The 21003-nt window shown below is 67.9% G+C and carries 25 protein-coding genes, 1 tRNA gene and 1 other RNA gene; 16 read left to right on the forward strand and 11 right to left on the reverse strand.

What is annotated here, in order from left to right; translation table 11 throughout:
- The first annotated feature begins 75 nt into the window (after positions 1–75).
- From AB0310_RS03405 to dapF, 11 genes are all read left to right on the forward strand, one after another.
- On the forward strand, positions 76–2787 hold the full coding sequence (locus AB0310_RS03405; protein ID WP_366236583.1) for an FtsK/SpoIIIE family DNA translocase: 2712 nt from the start codon (positions 76–78) through the stop codon (positions 2785–2787).
- Positions 2787–3362, forward strand: coding sequence for a CDP-diacylglycerol--glycerol-3-phosphate 3-phosphatidyltransferase (gene pgsA, locus AB0310_RS03410; protein WP_268776433.1), 576 nt, complete (start codon positions 2787–2789; stop codon positions 3360–3362). Before AB0310_RS03405 ends, pgsA begins: the two co-directional genes overlap by 1 nt.
- Complete coding sequence (locus tag AB0310_RS03415) at positions 3359–3847, forward strand: CinA family protein (protein ID WP_259953982.1); 489 nt, start codon at positions 3359–3361, stop codon at positions 3845–3847. The genes pgsA and AB0310_RS03415 overlap by 4 nt, the downstream gene beginning before the upstream one ends.
- A gap of 141 nt (positions 3848–3988) precedes the next feature.
- A complete protein-coding gene (locus AB0310_RS03420; RefSeq protein ID WP_025103227.1) occupies positions 3989–4297 on the forward strand; it encodes a helix-turn-helix domain-containing protein in 309 nt (102 codons plus the stop codon).
- 18 nt (positions 4298–4315) lie between these two features.
- Positions 4316–4540 carry a DUF3046 domain-containing protein gene (locus AB0310_RS03425; RefSeq protein WP_187663891.1) on the forward strand — a complete coding sequence of 75 codons (225 nt, stop codon included), beginning with the start codon at positions 4316–4318 and terminating at the stop codon, positions 4538–4540.
- A gap of 262 nt (positions 4541–4802) precedes the next feature.
- Positions 4803–5849: a recombinase RecA gene (gene recA / locus AB0310_RS03430; RefSeq protein WP_187663892.1), complete on the forward strand. Its 1047-nt coding sequence runs from the start codon at positions 4803–4805 to the stop codon at positions 5847–5849.
- Between the two features lie 281 nt (positions 5850–6130).
- Positions 6131–6697, forward strand: coding sequence for a regulatory protein RecX (locus AB0310_RS03435; RefSeq protein WP_366236584.1), 567 nt, complete (start codon positions 6131–6133; stop codon positions 6695–6697).
- 48 nt (positions 6698–6745) lie between these two features.
- A complete protein-coding gene (miaB, locus tag AB0310_RS03440; protein ID WP_259953978.1) occupies positions 6746–8290 on the forward strand; it encodes a tRNA (N6-isopentenyl adenosine(37)-C2)-methylthiotransferase MiaB in 1545 nt (514 codons plus the stop codon).
- The gene (gene miaA, locus AB0310_RS03445) at positions 8287–9198 is read left to right on the forward strand and encodes a tRNA (adenosine(37)-N6)-dimethylallyltransferase MiaA (RefSeq protein WP_366236585.1); all 912 of its coding nucleotides are present in this window, start codon (positions 8287–8289) and stop codon (positions 9196–9198) included. Before miaB ends, miaA begins: the two co-directional genes overlap by 4 nt.
- A gap of 33 nt (positions 9199–9231) precedes the next feature.
- Positions 9232–9780 (forward strand): dihydrofolate reductase family protein, encoded by a 549-nt coding sequence (locus AB0310_RS03450; RefSeq protein WP_366236586.1) that lies wholly within the window; start codon positions 9232–9234, stop codon positions 9778–9780.
- A gap of 9 nt (positions 9781–9789) precedes the next feature.
- Positions 9790–10662, forward strand: a complete 873-nt coding sequence (gene dapF, locus AB0310_RS03455) for a diaminopimelate epimerase (RefSeq protein ID WP_187663897.1) — start codon at positions 9790–9792, stop codon at positions 10660–10662.
- 16 nt (positions 10663–10678) lie between these two features.
- Here dapF and AB0310_RS03460 read toward each other — a convergent pair whose 3' ends face one another.
- Positions 10679–11320, reverse strand: a complete 642-nt coding sequence (locus tag AB0310_RS03460) for a class I SAM-dependent methyltransferase (protein ID WP_259953970.1) — start codon at positions 11318–11320, stop codon at positions 10679–10681.
- A gap of 66 nt (positions 11321–11386) precedes the next feature.
- Between AB0310_RS03460 and hflX the strand changes: the two genes are divergently transcribed.
- The gene (hflX, locus tag AB0310_RS03465) at positions 11387–12898 is read left to right on the forward strand and encodes a GTPase HflX (RefSeq protein ID WP_187663899.1); all 1512 of its coding nucleotides are present in this window, start codon (positions 11387–11389) and stop codon (positions 12896–12898) included.
- Positions 12899–12907: 9 nt separating this feature from the next.
- Here hflX and AB0310_RS03470 read toward each other — a convergent pair whose 3' ends face one another.
- On the reverse strand, positions 12908–13573 hold the full coding sequence (locus AB0310_RS03470; protein WP_187663900.1) for an SIMPL domain-containing protein: 666 nt from the start codon (positions 13571–13573) through the stop codon (positions 12908–12910).
- A gap of 141 nt (positions 13574–13714) precedes the next feature.
- On the opposite strand from AB0310_RS03470, the gene ssrA reads away from it, so the two are divergent.
- Positions 13715–14084: a transfer-messenger RNA gene (gene ssrA / locus AB0310_RS03475) on the forward strand.
- 64 nt (positions 14085–14148) lie between these two features.
- On the opposite strand, the gene AB0310_RS03480 is transcribed toward ssrA, so the two are convergent.
- Positions 14149–14493, reverse strand: coding sequence for a hypothetical protein (locus AB0310_RS03480; protein ID WP_366236587.1), 345 nt, complete (start codon positions 14491–14493; stop codon positions 14149–14151).
- Positions 14494–14755: 262 nt separating this feature from the next.
- Here AB0310_RS03480 and AB0310_RS03485 point away from each other — a divergent pair, with 262 nt between their 5' ends.
- Positions 14756–15097: a DUF7882 family protein gene (locus tag AB0310_RS03485; protein ID WP_187663902.1), complete on the forward strand. Its 342-nt coding sequence runs from the start codon at positions 14756–14758 to the stop codon at positions 15095–15097.
- A 25-nt stretch (positions 15098–15122) separates the two neighbouring features.
- On the opposite strand, the gene AB0310_RS03490 is transcribed toward AB0310_RS03485, so the two are convergent.
- From AB0310_RS03490 to AB0310_RS03500, 3 genes are all read right to left on the reverse strand, one after another.
- Entirely contained in the window at positions 15123–15299 is a 177-nt protein-coding gene (locus tag AB0310_RS03490) for a hypothetical protein (protein WP_187663903.1), read from the reverse strand.
- A gap of 92 nt (positions 15300–15391) precedes the next feature.
- Positions 15392–15940 carry a hypothetical protein gene (locus AB0310_RS03495; protein WP_366236588.1) on the reverse strand — a complete coding sequence of 183 codons (549 nt, stop codon included), beginning with the start codon at positions 15938–15940 and terminating at the stop codon, positions 15392–15394.
- Between the two features lie 14 nt (positions 15941–15954).
- On the reverse strand, positions 15955–16752 hold the full coding sequence (locus AB0310_RS03500) for an inositol monophosphatase family protein (protein ID WP_280566402.1): 798 nt from the start codon (positions 16750–16752) through the stop codon (positions 15955–15957).
- A 154-nt stretch (positions 16753–16906) separates the two neighbouring features.
- Here AB0310_RS03500 and AB0310_RS03505 point away from each other — a divergent pair.
- Positions 16907–16979 (forward strand) — tRNA-Lys (locus AB0310_RS03505).
- A gap of 614 nt (positions 16980–17593) precedes the next feature.
- Positions 17594–18376, forward strand: coding sequence for a hypothetical protein (locus tag AB0310_RS03510; RefSeq protein ID WP_366236589.1), 783 nt, complete (start codon positions 17594–17596; stop codon positions 18374–18376).
- Positions 18377–18612: 236 nt separating this feature from the next.
- On the opposite strand, the gene AB0310_RS03515 is transcribed toward AB0310_RS03510, so the two are convergent.
- From AB0310_RS03515 to AB0310_RS03535, 5 genes are all read right to left on the reverse strand, one after another.
- Positions 18613–18888 carry a hypothetical protein gene (locus AB0310_RS03515; RefSeq protein WP_268776422.1) on the reverse strand — a complete coding sequence of 92 codons (276 nt, stop codon included), beginning with the start codon at positions 18886–18888 and terminating at the stop codon, positions 18613–18615.
- Positions 18889–18917: 29 nt separating this feature from the next.
- Positions 18918–19169 (reverse strand): hypothetical protein, encoded by a 252-nt coding sequence (locus AB0310_RS03520; protein WP_366236590.1) that lies wholly within the window; start codon positions 19167–19169, stop codon positions 18918–18920.
- Between the two features lie 81 nt (positions 19170–19250).
- Positions 19251–19592, reverse strand: coding sequence for a DUF7882 family protein (locus AB0310_RS03525; protein ID WP_187663908.1), 342 nt, complete (start codon positions 19590–19592; stop codon positions 19251–19253).
- 145 nt (positions 19593–19737) lie between these two features.
- The gene (locus AB0310_RS03530; RefSeq protein ID WP_280566397.1) at positions 19738–20430 is read right to left on the reverse strand and encodes an SOS response-associated peptidase; all 693 of its coding nucleotides are present in this window, start codon (positions 20428–20430) and stop codon (positions 19738–19740) included.
- A gap of 77 nt (positions 20431–20507) precedes the next feature.
- Positions 20508–20990 carry a YbaK/EbsC family protein gene (locus AB0310_RS03535; RefSeq protein WP_366236591.1) on the reverse strand — a complete coding sequence of 161 codons (483 nt, stop codon included), beginning with the start codon at positions 20988–20990 and terminating at the stop codon, positions 20508–20510.
- Positions 20991–21003 lie beyond the last annotated feature (13 nt).

The following is a 21003-nucleotide window of genomic DNA, read 5'->3' on the forward strand; positions in this document are numbered from 1 at the left end:
GTGCTGTCGCGCGCCGTATCGGCGAATTCCGCGTGGTGACGCGGAGATGTCGGTCGCGGGTCGTACCGTGGAGGCATGGCCAGGAGCAGCACCAAGACCGAGCGCGCCTCGACGAGCGCGCCGTCGCGCCCCAAGCGGCAGGCGGCTCCCAAGGCGCAGCCCGCCCCCAAGAAGCACATCGATGAGGCGGACAAGCCGTCTGTCGCCGCGCGCGCCTGGACCGGGCTCGCGCACGGCGTCGGCGGACTCTTCCGCGCATTCGGACCGGAGACGCTGCAGAAGGACGACCGGAGGGACGGATTCCCGTTCCTCCTGGTGATCCTGGCGGCCCTCGGCGCCGTCAACGAGTGGTTCTTCATCGGCAACGAGGTCGCGGCGAACATCAGTGCCTACTCCGTGGGGCTGTTCGTGGGCCGCGTGGCGTTCATCATGCCGGTGCTTCTGCTGCTCTTGGCGGGCTGGCTGTTCCGGCACCCGTCGTCGGTGCACGACAACGGCCGCATCGGGATCGGCTTCGGCATGTTCGTCCTCGCCCTCGCGGGGATCTTCCACGTCGCCGGTCCCCGTCCCCACCCCAACCAGGGCATGCCCGCGCTGAGCGAGTCCGGCGGTCTGCTCGGCTGGCTTGTGGGGCAGCCGCTCACGTACCTCACCGACATCCCCGCCTACATCGTCCTCGGGCTCCTCGCCGCCCTCAGCATCCTGATCCTCACGAAGACACCGCCGAACCGCATCGGTGCGCGGCTCGGAGACCTCTACGCCTGGATGTTCGACGCCGAGCACCCGGAGAAGCCGGCGAAGGACGCCTCGGCCACGGTCAACGAGGCCGACAAGGTCGACGACCCCGACGTGCTGCCCTGGTGGCGGCGCAACAAGACCGGCCGCGAGGAAGATCCTGACGAGGGCACGCTCGCGTCCGACGACATCACGGCGCTCCTGTCCACCACGGAGGCCACCCCGGCGTACGACCAGGCGGTGACGGTGGCGAACCCGTACGATGCCGCGACCGAGGTGCTGAGCGACGTCCGCTCCGTCACCGACACGCTCGCGGAGCAGCAGACGACCGCGCTGCTGGACGATGAGTCCGACACCGGCGAGATGCCGGAGCTCCCCGGGCTCGACGGGTTCGGCACCGAGGGACCCGGCGACCGCGGTCCGCAGGCGCCGGTGGCCCCGTACATCCTCCCGTCGCCGGGAGTGCTGTCCGAGGGTCCGCCCTCGGTCGCGCGGTCCGAGGCGAACGACCGCATCGTCGAGCAGATCACCAGCGTCCTGGACCAGTTCAAGGTCGATGCCAAGGTCACCGGTTTCTCCCGCGGCCCGACGGTCACGCAGTACGAGGTGGAGGTCGGCCACGGCGTCAAGGTCGAGAAGATCCTGCAGCTGAGCAACAACTTCGCCTATGCCGTCGCTTCCAACGACGTGCGCATCCTCTCGCCGATCCCCGGCAAGAGTGCGATCGGCATCGAGATCCCGAACACCGACCGCGAGACGGTCGCCCTCGGCGACGTGCTGCGCTCAGGTGCAGCGCAGAAGAGCACGCACCCGCTCACGATCGGCGTCGGCAAGGACGTGGGCGGCAACTTCGTCGTCGCCAACCTCGCGAAGATGCCGCACCTCCTGGTGGCGGGCTCGACGGGGTCCGGTAAGTCGAGCTTCGTGAACTCGATGATCACGAGCCTCCTCATGCGGGCCCGCCCCTCCGACGTGCGCATGGTCCTCATCGACCCGAAGCGCGTGGAGCTCACCAGCTACGCGGGTGTCCCGCACCTGATCACCCCCATCATCACGAACCCGAAGAAGGCCGCAGAGGCGCTGCAGTGGGTCGTGAAGGAGATGGACATGCGGTACGACGACCTCGCGTCGTTCGGCTTCCGCCACATCGACGACTTCAACCGCGCCGTGCGAGCGGGGGAGGTGGAGGTGCCCCCGGGCAGCGAGCGCGTGCTCAAGCCGTACCCGTACCTCCTCGTCGTGGTCGACGAGCTCGCGGACCTCATGATGGTCGCGCCGCGGGACGTCGAGGACTCGATCGTCCGCATCACGCAGCTCGCCCGTGCCTCCGGCATCCACCTGGTGCTCGCCACGCAGCGCCCGAGCGTCGACGTGGTCACCGGCCTCATCAAGGCGAACGTGCCGTCCCGCCTCGCGTTCGCGGTGACGAGCGTCACGGACAGCCGCGTGATCCTCGACAGCCCCGGCGCCGACAAGCTCATCGGCCAGGGTGATGCCCTGTTCTCGCCTATGGGATCGTCGAAGCCGTTCCGCCTGCAGGGCGCGTGGGTCGACGAGAAGGAGATCGACGCGGTCGTCAAGCACGTCACGCGTCAGGCGCGTCCCGAGTACCGCGCGGACGTCCAGGAGGCGATGGAGCCGGCGAAGAAGAAGGAGGTCGACGAGGACATCGGCGACGACCTCGAGCTCCTGCTCGCGGCGGCCGAGCTCATCGTCTCCTCGCAGTTCGGATCGACGTCCATGCTCCAGCGCAAACTGCGGGTCGGGTTCGCCAAGGCCGGACGCCTGATGGATCTCCTCGAGTCGCGAGAGGTCGTCGGCCCCTCGGAGGGATCGAAGGCCCGGGATGTGCTCGCGACCCCCGAGCAGCTGCCGCAGGTCATGGCGAAGCTCCGTGGCGAGGACGTGCCGTCGGCTCCCGCGGCACCGGCTGCGCCCGCCGCCGCGGCGCCACCGGCCGAACGCGATCCGCTTGAGGCGCAGTACGACGGCCTGCCGGTCGTCGAAGTAGAGGGCGACGAAGACGCCTGGGGCCTGACGGGACGCGACTGATGGCGATTCCCCGACAGCTCCCCAACGCGATCACCGTGGCGCGCATCCCGCTCGCCGTGGTGTTCTTCGTCCTCCTGCTCGTCGGCGGGACATACGGTCTCACCGACCTCACCGTGCGCTGGATCGCCGCCGTCCTCTTCATCGTGGCCATCTCCACCGACTGGGTCGACGGCTATCTCGCCCGCCGGTACGACATCGTCAGCGACTTCGGGAAGCTGTGGGATCCGATCGCGGACAAGCTCCTCACCGGCGCGGGATTCGTAGGGCTGGCGATCCTCGGCGAGGTCTCCTGGTGGATCGTCGCGGTCATCCTCGTCCGCGAGTGGGGGATCACCATCCATCGCCTGGTCGTCGCGAGCGAGCACGTGGTGGCGGCCGCCTGGATGGGCAAGATCAAGACAGCGTTCCAGGGCGTCGCTCTCGGGTGGGCCCTCCTGCCGTTGCATGTGTTCATCGGTCTCGGGCCCTGGACCGTCGTGACCACCGTCCTGATGGTCATCGTTCTGGTGCTCACCGTGGTCAGCGGCATCGACTACATCGTCGCGCAGGTCCGCGGCGCCCGTCAGAGCCGATGAGCGGTACGACGCCGACCGAGGCGCTGACCGCTCTGCGGGGGCGGGGCTGGACGCTCGGCGTCGCGGAGTCCCTCACCGGCGGGGCGGTGTCTGCGGCGCTCGTCGCGGTCCCCGGCGCCTCGGCGGTGCTTCTCGGCGGCGTCGTCGCCTACGCGACCCCGGTCAAGCACACCCTGCTCGCGGTCGATGCCGAGCTTCTGGAACGATACGGGCCGGTGCACGCGGAGGTCGCGCGGCAGATGGCCGCCGGTGTGCGAGAGGCTGTCGCGGTCGACGGGCGCCCGGCCGACGTCGGAATGTCCACCACCGGGATCGCGGGACCGGAGTCCCCGGACGGCCAGCCTGTGGGTACCGTCCACATCGGAGTGGTGACGCCGACCCTGAGTCGCACCGAGCAGTTCCGCTTCGAAGGCGACCGCGACGCGGTGCGGGCGCAGACGGTCGCGGCCACCCTCGACGTGATGGCCGCCGCACTGCGGGAATAGGGACGTGCAGCGTCATGTTGATACGGATGTGCTCACATTCAAACCACAGAGTGCAAGGGTAGATTCTGTGCAAGCCAGGAGGACTAGACTGGCCGTCTCTTCGGGGGAGACCCCGATCCATGAACTGCGGAGGAGGTTCCGATGATTCTTGTACGACAGGAGATCGGCGACGTGCTGAGGGACTTCCGTCTGCAGAAGGGGCGGACGCTCCGCCAGGTCGCGAGCAAGGCTTCGGTCGCCCTCGGTTACCTCAGTGAGGTCGAGCGCGGTCAGAAGGAGGCCTCGAGCGAGATCCTCGCCTCGGTGGCGGAGGCGCTCGACGTCCCCATCTCCACGATCATGCGCGAGGTCGGGGACCGCATTTCGGTCCTCGAGGGTATCCAGGTCTTCCCGGACGTCGTTCCGGACGACCTGGTCGCGTCCGTGGAACCCGAGCTCTCGCTCCGCTGAGTCCCGGAGATCCCTTCTATGCGACGCAGTGAGTTCCTGCGCGCCGTCGATGCCGAGTTCCACGCCCGAGCATCATCTCTGGTGAACGACCTCGTGCTGTCCGGGATGGACGGGCGCACCGCGCTCGAAGCGCTGGACGCCGGGGTGCCGCCGCGGGACATCTGGTTGGCGCTCTGCGCGGACATGGACGTCCCGGAGTCCCGCCGTCATGGCGTCGGACGCCTGGAGCCGCGAGGGCGATGACGGTCACGTCCCGGTGTGCGGATGTCCGACACGCCGATCCCGGCGTGGTGTCGAAAATCTGTTCGAAGCGGGCGTAGTCTTCTGCACAAGTGGTCAGACGGATCTGATCCCCACGATCCCCGGCTCCTGCGACCGAATGTCGGAGGCCCGCCGTACCGTGAGGGCCAGGCTGAAAAGCCATACGCCTTGTCGGAGAGTTCCTTCCAGCCGGAAGAGCCGCGACAGCCTACAGGCGGCAGCACACGCGCAGAAGGAGCACACCATGCCATCACCCGCCGACCGCGAGAAGTCCCTCGAGACAGCCCTCGCTCAGATCGACCGCCAGTTCGGAAAGGGCTCGGTCATGCGGCTGGGCAGCGATGAGCGCGCCCCTGTGGCCGTCATCCCCACCGGCTCCATCGCCCTTGACGTCGCTCTCGGCGTGGGAGGTCTGCCGCGTGGACGCATCGTCGAGATCTACGGCCCGGAGTCCTCGGGTAAGACGACGCTGACGCTGCACGCCATCGCGAACGCCCAGCGGGCCGGCGGCATCGCGGCGTTCATCGACGCCGAGCACGCCCTCGACCCCGACTACGCCGCGAAGCTCGGCGTCGACATCGACGCCCTTCTCGTCTCGCAGCCCGACACGGGTGAGCAGGCGCTGGAGATCGCCGACATGCTGGTGCGCTCCGGAGCCATCGACCTCATCGTCATCGACTCAGTGGCAGCGCTCGTGCCCCGTGCCGAGATCGAGGGCGAGATGGGTGACTCGCACGTGGGTCTGCAGGCGCGACTCATGTCGCAGGCCCTTCGTAAGCTCACCGGTGGGCTGAACCAGACCAACACCACCATGATCTTCATCAACCAGCTGCGCGAGAAGATCGGCGTCTTCTTCGGTTCTCCCGAGACCACCGCCGGTGGTAAGGCGCTGAAGTTCTACGCGTCGGTCCGCATGGACATCCGTCGTATCGAGACGCTGAAGGACGGAACCGACGCCGTCGGAAACCGCACCAGGGTCAAGGTCGTGAAGAACAAGATGGCCCCGCCCTTCAAGCAGGCGGAGTTCGACATCCTCTACGGCGTCGGCATCTCCCGCGAGGGCAGTCTGATCGACTTCGGCGTCGAGCACGGCATCGTCAAGAAGTCCGGGTCGTGGTACACCTACGACGGCGATCAGCTGGGCCAGGGCAAGGAGAACGCGCGGACGTTCCTGCTCAACAACGCGGACATCGCGTTGGCGATCGAGAGCCAGATCAAGCAGAAGCTCGGTATCGGCGGCCCGGCCGCGGCTCCGGGTGCTGATGAGCTGGCCGAGCGTCGCCCGGCCTGATGAGTGATCAGCGTGGGGGCGATTCCGAGCGGATCGCCCCCATCATCCCTCTCTTCGGCGGCCCCGCGCGTGCCGAGCGCCCGGCGGATGACGGTGCGAGCGGCGCGTCGCCCGGTCGGCACGGCCGGTCGGCGCCGTCTACGGACGCTGCGGGACTCTGGCGGTCGACCTGGGACGATCCCGCGACAGCCGGGAAGCGGACTGCTGACGACGACGGTTCTCCCAGCGCACGTCATCCCGCACGCGGGACCGCGGGTGCGAAGAAGACCAGGCTGCGTGCAGTGGGTGACACGTCCCGGTCGGACGGTGGGGGAGAGGCCGGCGAGAGCCCGCCCTCCGCGGAGGAGGTCCGCACCACGGCGGAGGAGTCGTTGGTGCGGAAGCTCCGTACGCGATCGCTGTCCGTCTCCGAAGCGCGGCTGGTGCTGAAGGGCCATGGGCTCGCCGCAGACGCGATCGAAGACGTCATCGACGACTTCATGCGGCGAGGCTATCTCGACGATGCGGTACTCGCCGAGCTCCTCGTCACGGCCGGGGTCGAGCGCAAGGGCCAGGGCCGGATCGCGCTGTCCCGGGCGCTGGCACAGCGGGGCATCCCTCGCGAGGTCATCGATGCCGCTCTCGACGAGCTCCCGGACGATGACGCGGAGCGGGCGCTGGAGTTCGCACGGACCAAAGCGCGCTCGATGAGCCGCCTCGATCCCGACGCGGCACTACGGCGATTGGTCGGGCAGCTGTCGCGCCGCGGATACGCCGGTTCCGTCGCCATGAACGCCGCGAAGACGGCGCTGCGGGAGGCGTCTTTCGGTAGCGGCGTCTCCGGCGTCCGGTTCGTGGATTCCGACTGACAGCCGCACGCGGTCGCCTCTCGGTGACGCTCGTACAATGGGAACATCATGACTATCCCCCGCAGCGAACCGACGATCATCAGCGCGTCGTCAGCGGCCGTCGACGATGACGGGCGCCAGCGATCGTACGAAGTGCGCACGTTCGGTTGTCAGATGAACGTGCACGACTCCGAGCGCCTGTCAGGGTCTCTGGAGAGTGCCGGCTACATCCGTGCCGACGCCGGGACCGAGGCCGACGTGGTGATCATCAACACCTGCGCCGTGCGGGACAACGCTGCCGGCAAACTCTACGGAACGCTCGGCCATCTGGCCGCCGTGAAGCGGCGCAAGGCCGGTATGCAGATCGCGGTCGGCGGCTGCCTCGCGCAGATGGACAAGCAGGCCGTGCTCGACAAGGCGCCCTGGGTCGACGTGGTCTTCGGTACCCACAACATGGGCTCCTTGCCCGGTCTGCTCGAGCGCGCCCGTCACAACGGCGACGCGGAGCTCGAGATCCTCGAATCACTCGAGGTGTTCCCCTCGACGCTTCCCACCAAGCGCGACTCCGCGCACAGCGGCTGGGTGTCGATCTCCGTCGGCTGCAACAACACCTGCACGTTCTGCATCGTCCCCAGTCTCCGCGGCAAGGAGAAGGACCGTCGACCGGGCGACATCCTCAACGAGATCCGTCTTCTCGTCGAGGACGGAGCCATCGAGGTCACCCTCCTCGGGCAGAACGTCAACTCCTACGGGGTGGAGTTCGGGGATCGTCAGGCGTTCGGCAAGCTTCTCCGTGCCGCCGGTGAGATCGAGGGCCTCGAGCGCATCCGCTTCACGAGCCCGCACCCCGCTGCCTTCACCGACGACGTGATCGACGCGATGGCGGAGACCCCCGCGGTCATGCCGCAGCTCCACATGCCGCTGCAGTCCGGAAGCGATCGGATCCTCAAGGCGATGCGGCGCTCGTACCGCAGCGAGCGCTTCCTCGGCATCCTGGACCGCGTTCGGGAACGCATCCCGCACGCGGCCATCACGACCGACATCATCGTGGGCTTCCCCGGCGAGACCGAGGAGGACTTCGAGGACACGATGCGCGTCGTCGAGCAGTCCCGATTCTCCGGAGCCTTCACCTTCCAGTACTCGATCCGCGAAGGGACCCCCGCGGCCACCATGCCGGATCAGGTGCCCAAGGAGGTCGTGCAGGCCCGCTACGACCGGCTGATCGCGCTCCAGGAGCGCATCTCGTTGGAGGAGAACCAGAAGCAGGTCGGCCGGGAGGTCGAGGTGCTCGTCTCCACGGGTGAAGGCAAGAAGGACACGGAGACCCGTCGACTGACCGGACGAGCTCAGGACAACCGGCTCGTGCACTTCGAGGTGACCCCGGGTTCGGAGCTGCCGCGTCCGGGTGACGTCGTCACCGTGAGGGTGACCCATGCCGCACCGTTCCACCTCCTCGCCGACGATCCGACCGGCGCGCCGCTGCGCATCCGCCGTACGCGCGGTGGAGATGCCTGGGATCGGGGACAGGCGGAGTCGTGCGCCGTGCCGGCTCCGAGCGACGGGGCATCGCGCGCCGTCTCCCTCGGCCTGCCGACCCTCCGCGTCGGAGTGTGACCACACCTCGGCTCTGGGCCGTCGTCGGCGCGACAGGTACCGGGAAGAGCGATCTGGCGCTCGATCTCGCGGAGGAGCTCCGGCGTCGCGGCAACCCGGCGGAGATCGTCAACGCGGATGCGATGCAGCTCTACCGCGGCATGGACATCGGAACGGCCAAGCTGCCCGTCTCCGAACGACGCGGCATTCCGCACCATCTCTTCGACGTGCGAGAGGTGACGCAGGATGCCGCTGTGGCCTGGTATCAGCCGCTCGCACGCGAGGCCGTGCAGAGGATTCACGCGGGGGGCGGCGACGCCATCCTCGTCGGCGGATCCGGACTCTACGTGTCCGGTGTCGTCTACGAGTTCCACTTCCCGCCTCGAGACCCCGTGATCCGCGAACGTCTCGAGCAGGAGCTGGATCGGGACGGCGTCGAGTCTCTCCTGCAGCGGCTGCGTGTGCGCGATCCGGAAGCCGCAGCCAGGGTGGACCCGCGCAACGGCAGACGAGTGATCCGTGCTCTCGAAGTCGTCGAACAGGGGAGCGCGACGCACGGCGCGACACTGCCCGTGAAGCCGACGCTCTGGCATCCGCGCACCCGGCTGATCGGTCTGCACGTGGATCGCTCCGATCTCGTCGCCCGGCTGGATGCTCGTGTCCGGCGGATGTGGGAGCACGGCCTCGTGGCCGAGGTCGCGCGGCTGCGCGACGAGGGTCTGGAGCGCGGGACGACGGCTCCCCGGGCCATCGGGTACGCGCAGGCGCTCGCACAGCTGGAGGGACGCTCCACCGCCGAGGAGGCGATCGCTGAGACGCAGGCACTCACCCGGCGCTACGCGCGTCGTCAGGTGTCGTGGTTCAAGCGCTATCCGGAGCTCGAAGGGATGGCGCCGCCGGTGGCCGTCGCCGACCTGCTGGCGCCCTGACCTGATGTCGGTGGCCCGTGCGACGATGCGCGCATGGCCACTCATTACTTCACCGCGTCCAGCCTTGACGGGTACATCGCCACGACGGAGCATTCGTTGGATTGGCTTCTGACGCAGGACATCGACATGGAAGGTCCCATGGCCTATCCGGCGTTCGAGAAGAGTATCGGGGCGCTCGTGATGGGGTCATCGACGTACGAATGGGTCATGCGCCGCGAGGAGGGCCGGTGGGCGTATGAGCAGCCCACGTGGGTGCTCTCGCATCGTGAGCTCGCCGTGCCGACCGAGGCGGACGTCCGTGTGACGAGCGCGGCGATCCCCGACGTCCATGCCGCGATGCACGAGGCGGCGGAAGGAAAGGACCTCTGGGTCGTCGGCGGGGGAGACGTGGCAGGACAGTTCGCAGACGCGGGCCTCCTGGACGAGGTCTGGGTCCAATACGCCCCGGTGACCCTCGGGGGCGGTGCCCCACTGTTGCCCCGGCGTCTCGACCTGGATCTGATCGAGGTGGCCCGCAACCGCAGCTTCCTCTGCGGGCGTTACCGCGTCGCGGGGCGGAGCGCCGGCTCGACGGCTCCCTAGACTGGTCCCATGGTCGCATTCACCAAGGGGCACGGTACCGGCAACGACTTCATCATCATCGCCGATCCCGACGGCCAGCTGGAGCTGACCGCGGAGCAGGTCGCGGTGCTCTGCGATCGCCATTTCGGCATCGGGGCCGACGGCGTTCTCCGAGTCGTGCGTTCGTCCGCGATCGCGGAGGGGGCAGCGGCCCTGGCGGAGGAGCCGGATGCCGAGTGGTTCATGGACTACCGCAACGCGGACGGCTCGGTCGCCGAGATGTGCGGCAACGGGATCCGGGTCTTCGCGCACTACCTCGTGCGCTCCGGTCTCGCCGACATCGAGGCCGGCAGTACTCTCCCCATCGGCACCAGGGCTGGCGTCCGTGACGTCACGCGCGGCGTGAGCGGTTACCAGGTCGACCTGGGCGCGTGGCGCCTGTCGGGCGTCGACCCGCTGGTGCGCGCGGACGGGCTGACCGTGACCCGGCCCGGACTGGGCATCGACGTCGGGAACCCGCACGTCGTGGTGGCGCTCGCCTCCGACGCGGAGCTCGGCCTGCTGGAACTCACGCGCGCGCCCGAGTTGGAACCGGCTCCGCCCGCCGGGGCGAACGTCGAGTTCGTGGTGCCCGGCGAGCCCCTCGTGCGCGACGGCGTCGGCCACGTGCGGATGCGTGTGTTCGAACGCGGCGTCGGCGAGACCCTGAGCTGCGGCACGGGCGTGGCCGCCACCGCACTCGCCGTGCGTTACTGGGCCGGTGCCCAGGCGCCTGACAACTGGAAGGTCGAGGTCCCGGGTGGCACGCTCGGAGTCCGGATGTTCCCCGCCGAGGACGGGGAGCACGTCGCGCTGTCCGGACCTGCTCAGCTCGTCTACCAGGGCGAAGTTGATCTGGTCTGAGGGGTGAGGGGGAGTCTCAGACGACGTCGATCGGTTCCGTCGGCGGCGTCCCGTGCTTCCTCACCTTGAGGATGCGGTAGCCCTTGCCCGTCGCCGTGCGGAAGACGCTGAAACCGGGGTGGAAGGTCGCAGCGATCCAGCGCTGCAGAGAGTCGGCGCCGAGATTGCGCTGGACGACGAGCCACGCGTCGCTGCGTTCGTCGAGCCGCGGGATCCACTTCTCCAGCAGCCCGTGCAGTTCGTTCTTCCCGACGCGGATCGGCGGATTGGACCGGATCGTGCGGAAGGTCACGTCGTCGGGAACATCTTCGGGCAGGGAGGCGTTGATATTGGTGAGGCCAAGGGCAGCCGCGTTGCGACGTACGAGATCCAAGGCCCGCTCGTTCACGTCCACCGCCCAGACGGTCGCGTGCGGCGAGGCCAGTGCCATCGACAGGGAGATCGGCCCCCAACCGCTCCCGAGGTCGAGAAGATGACCTCCGGGAGGAACGGGAGGCATGTTGGCGAGGAGCACTGCGGTGCCGGCGTCGAGTCGATCCGGGCTGAAGACACCACCCGCGGTGGTCACTTCGAGCTCACGGCCTGCAAGGGATACGCGGATCTTGCGCAGGTTCTCGGGGCTAGCCGGGGCCGCAGTGAAATAGTGGTCGGACCCCATACGGTGAGCGTACCGGACAGCGCGGGCTAAGGTTAAGGCTCGCGAGGAAACCAGAGACAGGAACGGATGACGGAGACGAAGACACCCTCCACCGACGACCAGACGGTCGACCGCGTGCTGGCGAACGCAGAGAAGCGCTCCGAGGTGCGCACGTTCGGCGCCGCGCAGGCACTCCAGGACGAAGCGACGGCCGCGCATTCGACGGCCGACGGCGAACAGTGGGACCTCGAAGATCGGCACGCGCTGCGGCGCGTGGGTGGTCTGTCCACCGAACTCGAGGACGTCACCGAGGTCGAGTACCGCCAGCTCCGGCTGGAGAACGTCGTGCTCGTCGGGGTGTACCCGCAGGGTGCCCAGGAGGACGCGGAGAATTCGCTGCGCGAACTCGCGGCGCTCGCGGAGACAGCGGGCGCGGTCGTGCTCGACGGCGTGCTGCAGCGCCGCCCGCACCCGGATGCCGCCACCTACCTCGGGCGAGGCAAGGCCCAGGAGCTGAAGGACATCGTCGCGGCGGTCGGCGCCGACACGGTCATCGCCGACACCGAGCTGGCGCCCAGCCAGCGACGAGCGCTCGAGGACGTCGTGAAGGTCAAGGTGATCGACCGGACCACTGTGATCCTCGACATCTTCAGCCAGCATGCCAAAAGCCGGGAGGGCAAGGCCCAGGTCGAGCTCGCACAGCTCGAGTACCTGCTGCCGCGCCTGCGTGGTTGGGGTGAATCGATGAGCCGTCAGGCCGGTGGACAGGTCGGCGCCGGCGGCGCCGGTATGGGTTCGCGCGGTCCTGGTGAGACGAAGATCGAGCTCGACCGTCGACGCATCCGGACGAAGATGGCGCTGCTGCGCAAGCAGATCCGCGACTTCGCCCCGGCACGTGAGGCGAAGCGCGCCGAGCGCAAGCGGAACACGATCCCGTCTGTCGCCATCGCCGGATACACGAACGCCGGAAAGTCCAGTCTGCTCAATGCGCTGACGAGCGCGGGCGTCCTCGTGGAGAACGCGCTGTTCGCCACCCTCGACGCGACCGTGCGGCGCTCGGAGACCGAGGACGGCCGCGTGTACACGCTGACCGACACCGTCGGCTTCGTGCGCAACCTGCCGCACCAGCTCGTCGAAGCCTTCCGTTCGACGCTGGAGGAGGTCGGGGACGCAGACGTCGTCCTCCACGTGGTCGACGGCTCGCACCCCGATCCGGCCGGACAGCTGCAGACCGTGCGTGACGTGATGGGCGACGTCGGTGTGCGTGACATGCCGGAGCTCGTCGTCTTCAACAAGGCCGATCTGATCCCCGAAGACGAGCGGCTGGTTCTCCGCGGCCTGGAGCCGCGGGCGCACTTCGTGTCGTCGCGGTCGGGTGAGGGCATCGCCGAACTCCGTGCAGCGATCGAGGAGGCCCTGCCGAAGCCCGCGGTCGAGCTCCACGCCGTGATCCCTTACGACCGTGGAGACCTTGTCGCCGCGATCCACGAGACCGGGATGCTGCTGTCGGTCGAGCACGAGGAGGCGGGTACCGCCGTCCACGCGCACGTGTCGGAGCGCCTCGCCGCCGACCTCGCCCCCTTCGTCGTCGCCGACTGAGGGCGCGGGTCAGCGAGCGAGGAACCGCGCCTCGACGGTTGCCGTGAGCACGATATCCTGCGGCTCGTACTCCATGGCCGGGGCGGCATCGGCCGCGAAGGCGACGGCGCCGCGTGCCTTCCCGAGCGGAGCGCCCGGCGCCGGCGTCGTGGAGGAGAGCAGGCCGGTGTCAGCGATCTCCACGGGAGTCACCTGGGCGAGACCGAGAGCAGCGGCGTAGGCCTCGGCCCTCGTCACGGCCACGCCGACGGCCTGTGCGGCGACCTCTCGTTCCACGCGGACGCGGGTCTCCGGGGTGAGATGCCAGTCGACCCAACCGATCTCGACACCGTCCCACGCGGAGATGTCGGAGATCCAGAGGGAAAGCTCCGAGGCCTCCGCGAAGGTCGCGGTCACGTCGATGCTCGCGTAGTACACCGGGGCGAGACGCTTCCCCTCGGCGTTCCACGGGCGCTCGGCACGCACCGAGAGTCGCGTGCTGCTCCAGTCGAGGGCGGTGCCGGCATCCACACGTCCCACGATGCTGCTGCGGACGGGTTCGGTCAGACGCAGGACGTGGTCGACGACGGTCGCGCGCTCCGGACCCTCTGCGCGAACCGTGACGCGGATGGTCGCCCGTTCCGGCGACAGACGCGCCTCGTGTTCGCCGCGGACGGTGACTGTCACATCGCTCATGGGCCGACTCTACGCGACCGGCATCGGCGGCGGGGAATGGCGGCCGAGACGCGAACGTTGTAGTCTGAGATGCTCGGGTGCTCGTCGCCCGGGAGTGACAATTCCACAGTGTGACAGCGGCTCCTTCGAGAGAAGGACCACGGGGCTGATCGGTTTCGACAGCGCCTGTGAATCCACGAGAAGCGGGCCGAGGATGCAGAGTTATCTCGTAAACGCTCTCTGCAAAACAATAGTTGCCGAAACCAAGCGCAACGACTTCGCCCTCGCTGCCTAAGCGAGCCCGATAGTCCGTCAGACCGTATGTGATTCCGATACGGATCCTGGCGTCATCTAGGAATCTTGCTGCGTGACGGCGTCTGGACGTCACGTGGGACTCTTCCCAGGCTGGGCTCGTCGACTTAGGTGTCTGTGACAAAGGTCGGAGCCGAGCAGAACGCTTCCACAGACTGCGCCCGGAGAAGGCGTGGAGACTCAGCGTTGGACGGGGGTTCGATTCCCCCCAGCTCCACCAGGTCGCTGTCACCAGAAAGAAGCCCCGGTGGCTCGGACTCTCGTCCGGGACACCGGGGCTTCTCCTATGAGGTCACCCAGCGGACGCCGTCGGCGTCCGGACGGAAGCGGTGCGCGGCGTCCGTCTCCAGCTCCTCCATGAGGGGGACGATGACGCTCCACAGCGCCCAGTGCTCTGTTGTCCCCTCTCCGCCCTGGACACGACCCTCCCACCGCGCGGCATTCGGAAGCGCCACGCGCATGCCGAATCGCGAGCCGGCGGGGTCGGCCACCTGAGCAGTCAACGATCCGGCATCGACCGTCACCTCCGTCAGCTGGAATCCCGAGGGCACGAGGATCGTTCCCCGCGCCCTGGCCCACGCCTCGCGGACTGCTGCCACCAGCGGCTCCGCAACGACATCGATCGTCATGAGAAGTCCTTCCGATCATGAGCGCCGGGCGATGATCGGCGTGACCGGCCATCGACGCTCGCACCTCTCGTATCTCGCACGAGTCCCCTGATCCGGCCAGAGTATCGACGTATGCCAGGAGCCGTCTGTCCCCTCTTCGGGGGACGTCACTCAGCGGTGGGCGCTCATACAGACATGCTCGCGCTCAGATCCCGGCGGCCATGAACTCCAGAGGACCTGACTGCCTCTGGTGACGGATGGAACGCGGGCCTACGATTCGCACATGGGGTTCATCATGTACGACGGCACGAGCCAGCTCCACATCGAAGACCGAGCGCTCGCGCACCTCAAGGTCGTGATCGCGACGAAGCTCCGACGCAACGAGAGCTTCACGGTGTCCTGGACCCACCCCGAGGGAGAGGCCTACGGTCGCTCTACGATCTGGCTGCATCCGGCGATCCCGCTGCGCTTCACGTTCGAAGGTCGGGAGCCGCCGAAACTGAATCCGCAGTGGATCGAGGATCTGATGCAGTCGGCCAACTCGACTGGGGGGATCCACCTCGTCGACGAGATCGTCCAGGGGTCGACGCCCGGACGAGACGACAGGAGCCCCGCCTCGTCATGAGGCGGGGCTCCTGTGTTCGACAGGCTCAGTGCGAGCGGTCCGGATCCTCCGCGAGGACGTCGTCCCCGTCATCGTCGGACCCATCCGTGGGCGGAACCGTTCGCGGCTCGCCCTTGTTGTCCTCGGCGCCGAGGTTGTCGTTCTCCTCCGGGCCGGGGGAGGGCTCGGTGCTGATGTCGTTGCGGTCGCTGTCGTTAGCCATGCGCGTTCCTTTCCTCGACGAATACCTCCAGCATGCTCTCTTGGCAGCGTCGAGCCCAGACGCTTGACAACGTCGTCGGGATGATGCGCTGCTCAGTCCCGGCCTTCGACCAGAAGCAGCCCCTGTTTGGTGTCGGCGACCTTCACCCAGCCGTCGCCGAAGAGGTACGTCATGCCGTAGCCGTCCTCGTCGGTGCTCATCGCGTACTGAGGATCCTCCGTGACGTAGACGCCCTGGGCGCTCTCCTCGCTCCGCCAGCCCTCGTCCTCGAGGCCCTCCCGCGCCCGTTCGGCGTCGGCGGGGGAGAGCGCAGACCAGCCGTACATCTGACCGTGATCGGACGGGACGGTGAAGTCCGCCCAGAAGCACAGGAGTCCCTCCGAGAGCTCGACGCCGCCGACGCGGAACTCCCGCGGCTCGGCGGTCCACCCGGCTTCGGTGAGGGCGGCGACCGTGCCCTCCGAGATCATCGACTCGCACGTCAGCTCATCCGTGGCCGCCGGCGTCGCCCCCGCGTCACCCGCGGCGGACGTGGGCTCCTGCGAGGGCGACGGGTCGGGGGCGCCGTCGTCGGTACACGCCGTGAGGAGCGCCCCGATCAGTACGAGGCCGGTCAGAGCCGCGAGTCGTCGGGGGTTCATGGTGCCTCGGGGTATCAGTCGTGCAGAAGGCGGAGGAAGTCATCGTGAAGGATGCCGTTGGTGGCGAGTGTCGAGCGCGCCGAGATCGTCTCGGAACCGTCGAAAGCCGTCATGCGCCCACCCGCCTCGGTGACGATGGCCACGGCGGCGGCGATGTCGTATTCCTTCACATCGAACTCGGCGACGGCTTCCAATCGTCCCTCCGCCAGGAGCATGTACGCATAGACATCGCCGTACGCCCGATCGCGCCAGACGTGCTCGCTCAGACGCAGCAGGGCGTCCAGCTGCCCGGCGTCGCGCCACTGGGCGATGCTCTGGAAACTCACGCTGGCCTCATCCAGCGCCGAGACGGAGGAGGTGGCGAGGCGTCGCTCCGTGCGGTCATCGACGGTCCAGGCGCCGTGTCCCGTCGCCGCCCACCACCGTCGACCGAGCGCCGGCATGCTGACCACGCCGACCCGTGGCACACCGTCGATCGCGAGAGCGATCATCGTGCCCCACAGCGGGACGCCCCGGAGGAAGTTCGCCGTGCCGTCGATCGGATCGATGATCCACTGCCGGACGGTGCTGCCCTGGGCGCCGAACTCCTCGCCGAAGATGCCGTCGTCGGGACGTTCCTCCTCGAGGAGTCGGCGGATCGCGCGCTCCGTGGCGAGGTCGGCGTCGGTCACGTGGGAGTGATCCGCCTTCGTGGAGATCTCCAGATCCGCAGCGTCGAACCGGGGGAGCGACTGCGCGTCCGCGGCGTCGGCGAGGCGAAGGGCGAGCTGGAGATCGGCGCGCAGGTCAGCGGCGTCGGAAGTGGCGGTCACGCTCTCAGAATAGTCGCCGTCATCGACGCAGCCGCAGAGACCATCGGCCAGGATCGCGGGCGAAACGCCCGAGCCACGCCCGGGTCGCCGTGGATTTCGTCTCGACGCCAACCGCTGGTAATGTAATTCCTCGGTCGGGGTTATCCCGGGCCACGCACCTCTAGCTCAATCGGCAGAGCAACTGACTCTTAATCAGTGGGTTCAGGGTTCAAGTCCCTGGGGGTGCACGGAACAGCCTTGTTTAGACTCTCGCCAGTCTGGACAGGGCTTTTCTGCTTTCGGGGGGCGGGTGCAGTCGCAGCATCTCCGGTTCGCGAAGCACCGTTGTGCACCCGGGCGTGCAACCCACGCGCAACTCAACGTCCCTCAATCTGGGGCGGACGCACGCAACGCCCCGCCTACATGCGCAGCAAGTCTCGAGAGGCGGCCGCAACGTCTCCCGACGCCCGATGAGGAAGAATTTCTCCTCCGGGCGAAGAACACCCTGGCTGCGTGGCGCATGACGCCCGGCACCGGCCCAGGCTTCGTGAAGCGTGGCCGGCTCGTCTTCTACGGAGGGGCTCGAACATGACAGCCGTCCCCCGAACAGCCGACAGACAGGCGGGATGCTGGGCTGTATGGTCACCCTGGGAGATGCCCACCGAAGTGAACGCCTTGACGACATCAGTCAAATCGCTCTAGCAGTCGACGAATACTTCTCGAGGTCCTCGCTTCGGGCACTACTCAACGTTGGTCGGGCGCGACGTCGTACGCCGGTTGCAATGGGTTGACCACGGCTGAGAGCGATTCCCACGACTGGGCCCACCTGAACGCCGCGTACTGAGAGTCAAGAGGAAACCTGATGCGCACGACACGCTTCGCCATCGTCTCCGCGACTGCCGTTGCTGGCCTCGCCGTAGGGTTCATTGTGACCGGCGCTATCCGAACCAGCACGGTCGATGCCGCCGCCCCCGCATCGACGCGCGCTGTGGCCTCCGCTGAAGACGTCGAACGCCTCAACGATGCGTTGGCCCGCCAGAGCGGTGCGGGAGATGCTGAGTGGTTCGACCGTACCCTCGAGGAGACGCTTCCCAACTTCAAGGTCTCGTTGGACGGCGACCCTGGGGTGCGGATGTTCGATGCCACAGTAGAAGGGCGAGTCCTGGACGTTCGGCCGGGAACGAGCCACCGCGACGGTGTCAGCGGTGACGACACAATTGTCCGTGAAAACCTTGAGTTCGACGACACGAACGCAACCTGGCGCACCGTGATCCTTAGTGTCGAGGTTCTGAACGACTTCGACCCCAAGACCGAACTGTCGTCGAAGATCGAAGTGGCCCTGTGGCTGGACGGGACAACTAACCCTGAAGTGGTTCGCAAGGGATTCCAGGGTCAGCGGATATTCGCAGTCCTCGACGAACCTGGGCGATTCGAGCCTGCTCCGGCTTACCCGGTCGCTCGGAATGGCGCCCTGATCGGAGTAGTCAAGGGCGACGGCTCGCTCTCCCTACCCGGCCTTGGCGAGGAAGAGAGGGCTTACCTGGACGGCGTCACGACAATAGCTGCGGTCACGGAGACCGCGAGTGAACCCACGGTCGTTCTTCCTGTCTCGACGACGGAGGGGTACTGGGAACGGACAGGCTAGCTCGCGCCGGACATGATTGGTTGACGCGGTCCCGCCGCAACGCCGCCACGTGAACCTGAGTCGCAGAACCCGAGACGTTACCCGCCTCTGGCCACGTCCCATAGTTCTGCTGACGCTGATCCTACCTCGGACTGATACACGCCTCCCACGGCAAGCCTTTTCGAGCCCGCACGGAGCGTGCGGGTCGTCGACCTGCGCGAGGGGGGAAACGTGCGCTCGGGTGGGCGGTTCGCGCGTCAGGCGCGACGGACGGACAGCAACTGCCAGCCCTCGGGCACTTTGGCCTCGATGCCTGCCATGTCGTCGGCCTCGATCTGCTCGACGCCGTCGATGCGATGGAACGTTCCCGTCGCCTCCATCTTCGCCTCGCCCTTGAGCATGCGCACCGGGGCGGACGTGAGCGCGTAGCCCGGCTCACGATGAGCATCGAGCTGCGTGTGGACGTCTTCGAGGGATGTCCCGGTGACGTCGACGGTCATGGATCCTCGGGGGCGGATGAGAGCGACGAGCATCGGTCCAGTCTACGAGCGGGCCGTGCTCCTCAGAGATCCCAGTCGAGCGTCGAACGGACGTCGATGGGGGCATCCTGCCCCGTGTCCTCGCGGATCAGGTAGACGACCACCCGGGATTGGGCGGTGATGAGCACGCTCGTCAGCGCATCGCCCGTCGCCAAGTCGATGAAGGTCGGTTGCGAGCGGGCGGCCGCTTCGATCCGAGACATGAGGTCCGCGACGTCCGTGCTGCGAGGCAGGAGGAAGTCGTGCCCATCGATCTCGATGTGCGTCGTCGTCATTCCCGTATGGTTCCCCATGGCTCCACGGTACGAAGGGACAGGGCCGACACGAAGGGGGGTTGAACCCGCTCCGTCGGCGTGTTAGGAGCGCGTGAGAGCGCTCTCGCGCTCGTCCGGCTGCTGCTGCTCCGCGGGCTCGGGGACGAGATACAGCCCGCTCGGGGCGTTCGCTGTGAATGCGAGAGCCTCGATCCAGGCGCGGTTCACGCTGGGCTGACGGCTGCCGTGGTACTTGTACACGAGCGAGCTGCCGGCATGGATCCAGACCGTCGTCCGGCCGCCGCCCATGCTGACGTCGTCCTTCCACGTGAAGCCGAAAGGCTCGCCACGGCGGAGCTTCGCGGTCATGACCAGCTGGATGTGAGTGAGAGCGCGGTCTTCGATGTCGACCTTGACGCTGTTCTCGTAGATGAACTTGCCCATTGCAAGATTCCCTTCTCGCCACGGGAACCTGTGCCAAGAGGCGCGGACGCGATGACCGCTGGTGTGGGGTGTGCTCAGCGTTTCACACTTCTGCCCGTTCTCCTACCCGACCGGGGTGTCGTGCGTCGTCGCGTGTCTCCCCGTTTCAGGCCACCGGATCGAGAAGCGTGGGATCGGACGGGTCGACGGTGCGGGTGTTGCTCACCTTGCGGTCCACGACGTGGCCGCGGAGCGTCGCCGCGACGTCGGCGGAGGTGTGATCGAGCATTGCCAGCGTGTCCAACTTGGTCTGCCCGGTGAGCTTCTCCGGTGTGAGCCAGGCGTCCCACGTGTCGGGGGTCAGGAAGGCGGGCATCCGGTCGTGCACCTCGCCGCCGGCGTCGCGCGCCTCCCTGGTGACGACGACGAAGCAGCGCACCTTCTCGCCCTCGTGCTCCATCGACCAGGTGAGGCCGGCGGCGGCGAGCAGGCCGTCCCCGTGGAGGAAATGCGGCGTCTTGTGCCCCTTCTCACCTGTCCACTCGAAGTACCCGCGCATCGGGACGAGGCAGCGGGCCGCAGAAAACGCCGGCGCCCAGAATCCGGCGGCGAGCTTCTCCATCCGTGCATTGATCAGCGGGGCGCGCTGGGGACGGTTGGGGGGACTCTGCCAGTCCCACCGCACGAGTTCGAGGATGCGGCCCTCACCCCGGTCCCGGACGATGGGGGCGCTCTCGGTGGGCGCGATCGAGTAGGCGCCGTGCCAGGACTTCCACCAGTCCTCCGGTCGGCCGCCCTCGGCGACGAACTCCCGGATCAGCTCGTCCGTCGTCGCGTCGTTCGCGAATCGTCCGCACATGTCGTCGCCTCCCTGTCGTCGGTCACCCGACCGCGGCCGGTATCGCCTCCATCATGGGGCATGGGGCGGACATCCGGTCAGACGACCTCGATCACCGTGCCGGCGGTGAGGCTCGACAGCTGGGCGAAGGTCAGCGGCATGACGGTGTGCGGATGGCCCGCCGCGGCCCAGATCGCGTCGTGCTGCTGCAGGGCGCGGTCGATGAAGGTGGGGAGGGGTGCGGGATGGCCGACGGGCGCCACTCCGCCGATCGCCTGTCCTGTGGCCTCACGGACGACGGCGGGTGGCGCCATGGCCACCGCACGCGCCCCGATGCTCCGCGCGAGAACGGCGAGATCCGCCCGGTGCCCGCCGCTGGTCATGACGAGGACGGGGCGGCCGTCGGCGAGGAAGACGAGACTGTTGGCGATCGCGGCGACGTCGCAGTCGATGGCGGCGGCCGCCTCCTCAGCGGTGCGTGCCGAGTCCGGCAGGACCCGGATCTCGGTCTCGACACCGGCCGCAAGGAGGTGCTCCTGCACCCGTCGGCTGCGCTCGGGGAGGGAAGAGGGGTCGCTCATGCCCCCACGGTAG

It is taken from the genome of Microbacterium meiriae (genome assembly GCF_040702565.1).
GTDB lineage: Bacteria > Actinomycetota > Actinomycetes > Actinomycetales > Microbacteriaceae > Microbacterium > Microbacterium meiriae.